The following is a 3,502-nucleotide window of genomic DNA, read 5'->3' on the forward strand; positions in this document are numbered from 1 at the left end:
CATGCCATATCGGCGGTGGAACGGGGGCACGAAAAAGTAATTGCGCCGCCGCTCAATCAACCGGCGGTTGATTGTATCGGCTGTCTCAGTTGCGCTCATATCTGTCCGACACATTTCATCGAATGGACGGATGATGAGACGGGAAGAAGCATCTGGGGACGCAAGTTCGAACTTCTCAGTTGTCAGAAATGCGGCAAGAAGATCATCACGCGGGATTTTGCGGACTATCAGATGCGCAAGCGGGGTCTGCCGGCCGGTTATTTCGATACCTGCGATGACTGCAAGCGGATGGAACTCGCCAAGACGATGGGCAAACTTGTGGTGGCGGTTCAGGAGGTGACCAAATGAAGTATCGCTTTGTCGTAGACCCGATCCTCTGCACCGGCTGCCGCACCTGCGAACTAGCCTGTGCCTTCAGCCATGCCAGGAACCTCAAACAGGGGAGAAGCCGTATTTATCCTCTGCTTCATGCCAAGGACAAATATGTTCCGGTGACCTGCCTTCAGTGTGATGACCCGGCCTGTGTCAAATCATGTTTCTATAATGCATTGAGAAGGAACGAAGAGACCGGAGCGGTGGAACTGGATCTGGACCGTTGTGTGAAATGCATGGCCTGTGTGGCGGCCTGCCCGTTCGGCTGCGCTCTTTTTGATGAGGTACACAACGAGGTGGTTAAATGTGATCTCTGCAAAGGGGATCCGGCCTGCGCCCATTTCTGTCCCTCCAAGGCGCTCCGCTACACCAGAATTGTTTCCAAGTAAGGTCTATTCTCTATACAGACTGAACGGCGGCTGAATCAACGGTCGCCGTTTAGTATCGGCCGGTTATCCTTTGACTTTTGCCGCACAAAATGATATATTTTACCACCTTAATAAGAATATGAAAGCGTGCTGTCTATTATGATAACCGAAAAAAAGATATTGTCGGTCATTCTGCTATTTGTGGCGATTATTTTTCTTTCCGCCGGGTGCGCCAAAAAGGAGGTCAAACAGGGACTCCCTCAATATCCGGACTGGTTGACCTATAGTTATAAGCATTTTGTTTTCCATTATCCCCCCGACTGCTATTGGGGCAAGAGAATGGAACAATTCTCAAATGCTTTTGAAAGGTATTTGACGGAGGATTGTGAATTTCTGGCCATGGAAATTCCGCCCGATACCATTCATTTTTATATTCATGATAATCCCGAATCAGGAAAAATATTGACCGGTCGGGATCTTCCTTTTTCAACCGAAAACCAGATTCACTGGGATAGACACACTCCTTTCGGGCTGGAACTGGCCAGGTACCTCATCAAGAAAATGAATGTGCGGATGACTGATTTCAAAGTGCTCTATGAAGGTCTGGCCACCCTGCTTGATTATTCCGGCGGCGACTACCACCATAATACCTACTCGCTGTTTGTCACGAAGATGTATATTCCGCTTGATTCTCTGTTCAACAATGATAGTTATGACCGGACCGACAGCTTTCATCGCGCCTGGGAGGGAGCTTCCCTGGTCGGCTTTATAACCTATAATTTTGGAATCAATCGTTTCATAATGCTCTGGCAATCAACCGCCGGATTCAGTGAGTCGGTCAAACAGCTTTTCGGAACTGATATGAAAAAATTCGAGGAAGGCTGGCTAAAATTCGCGGAGACCTATTACCAGGGGATAGAAACAAAACAATATCTGCCTGATTCGACAGGTGAATTGAAAGAGAAGAAATAATATGGCTGAGAACGAATGGAAATCCGCTATTACCGATATTGCCCCCGGCAAAATCCGGGTGCGTGGTTATGATATCACCGATATCATGGAGAAACTCTCTTTCGCCGAGACGGTGTTTCTCATTCTCAAGGGGGAATTGCCGACTAAGGCGGAAGGGGAGATGATGCGAGCGATTCTGGTTTCATCGATTGACCACGGCTGCTCGCCGCCCTCGGTGCTGGGAACGCGCAATGTGATTGCCGGCGGGAATTCGCTCAACGCGGCCATTGCCGGAGGCGTTCTGGTGATTGGCGACAGCCACGGCGGCGCTATCGAACAGGCGGCCAGAATTATGCAGGAATGGGCCAAAAAGGATGGTGAGGTCACCAAACTTGCGGAGGAACTGGTTGCCGATTTGAATAATAAAAAGAAGCGGATCCCGGGATTCGGTCATCGCCTTCATAATGTTGACCCGCGCACTCTAAAACTATTCGAAATTGCGAAACGATGCCATTTTTCCGGACGCCATATTGAACTCTGTCTGGCCATTGAAGCGGCGCTGGAAAAGCAGAGTGGGAAGAAGCTCCCGATCAATGTTGACGGCGCTATTGGGGCGGTGATCTCCGATATGGGCTTTGACTGGCGGCTGGGAAAAGGATTCTTCATTATTTCCCGGGTGCCGGGGCTTCTGGCCCATGCCTACGAAGAAATGACCCGCGAAAAACCGATGCGCCAACTGGGGAACACACATTTCACGTACGACGGGCCGCCGCCACGAGAGATAAAATGACGACTTACCGCTAGTACTTATTTATAGAACTGTGGGCCTTTTCTCAGAGCCCGCCGATGCCTAGTCGTTTATCAAAGTGCCGAAAGGAGTGAACATGAGCAAGAATGAGTCTCTTGATCGTCTATTTGATGATTGGCGGAAGCACTATGCGAATTTTGGAATCTCCGTGAAGGATTTCAGCGCTGATGGAATTATTGATGAGCCGAGTTATGATGTTGCAAAAAAGAAGGTTCTTTTTGTCTTAAGAGAGACCAATTCATTCCCTGAAGGGGATCTGAGAACCCAATTGAATAAAGGACCAAAGTGGCAATTATTCCATCAAGTTGCGAAGTGGGCTTGGGGTATTCTTAATGAATTTGATGATTTTGAAAAGATAAATTCCTCGCCTATTGAAATGATAACGGCTATAAAAAGTATAGCGACAATGAATGTAAAGAAGTATACAGGACGTTCAGTAACGGATTTTTCACTTCTGCACGCATTTGTTTATCTAGACAAGTCATTCATTGCCAAGGAGATTGAAATTATCAAACCAGATATTATTCTTTGCTGCAATACTTTTATTGAACTTATGTGGGCATTGGATCTGAAGGAAGTTAAGCAATCCCTTTCTAATCCGAAAACAGCATTTGAGAAATATTACAGCTACACAAATTCCAGAGTAATTCCGTGGAAACATCATCCCGCAGACCGACGCCAGCACCGGAAAAATTATAATGATTTGAAGCAGCTTTTTAAAGACATCAAATTATGACGTCATATCATATGGTTTGTAAGGGTCGGAGCTCAAGAATGGCGCGCCCTACCGTTATAGACAAACTTGAGTACTTCCACTAATAGACGAACAATGCAACTTGTTCTCGCGACCAGAAACCAGGATAAAATCAGGGAGATAATGCATCTTCTTGAAGATCTGCCCATAACCATCCTGACTTTCAAGGATTTTCTTGATTTCCCCGAGGTGGAAGAAACCGGTGAGACTCTGGAAGAAAATGCTATTCTCAAGGCGAAAGGAATCACC

At 47.1% G+C, this 3,502-nt stretch carries 6 protein-coding genes; all 6 read left to right on the top strand.

Annotated features, from left to right (window positions below; translation table 11 throughout):
* On the top strand, window positions 1-348 hold a 348-nt coding region (locus NT002_09990; GenBank protein MCX6829596.1), incomplete at its 5' end, for a hypothetical protein.
* Window positions 345-761, top strand: a complete 417-nt coding sequence (locus NT002_09995) for a 4Fe-4S dicluster domain-containing protein (protein ID MCX6829597.1) — start codon at window positions 345-347, stop codon at window positions 759-761. The genes NT002_09990 and NT002_09995, both read left to right, overlap by 4 nt.
* Before the next feature lie 138 nt (window positions 762-899).
* Complete coding sequence (locus NT002_10000) at window positions 900-1,712, top strand: hypothetical protein (protein MCX6829598.1); 813 nt, start codon at window positions 900-902, stop codon at window positions 1,710-1,712.
* A 1-nt stretch (window position 1,713) separates the two neighbouring features.
* Complete coding sequence (locus tag NT002_10005; GenBank protein ID MCX6829599.1) at window positions 1,714-2,481, top strand: citryl-CoA lyase; 768 nt, start codon at window positions 1,714-1,716, stop codon at window positions 2,479-2,481.
* A gap of 94 nt (window positions 2,482-2,575) precedes the next feature.
* The gene (locus NT002_10010; protein ID MCX6829600.1) at window positions 2,576-3,235 is read left to right on the top strand and encodes a hypothetical protein; all 660 of its coding nucleotides are present in this window, start codon (window positions 2,576-2,578) and stop codon (window positions 3,233-3,235) included.
* Between the two features lie 93 nt (window positions 3,236-3,328).
* On the top strand, window positions 3,329-3,502 hold a 174-nt coding region (locus NT002_10015), incomplete at its 3' end, for a non-canonical purine NTP pyrophosphatase (GenBank protein ID MCX6829601.1).

Source organism: Candidatus Zixiibacteriota bacterium, assembly GCA_026397505.1.
Lineage (GTDB): Bacteria > Zixibacteria > MSB-5A5 > GN15 > PGXB01 > JAPLUR01.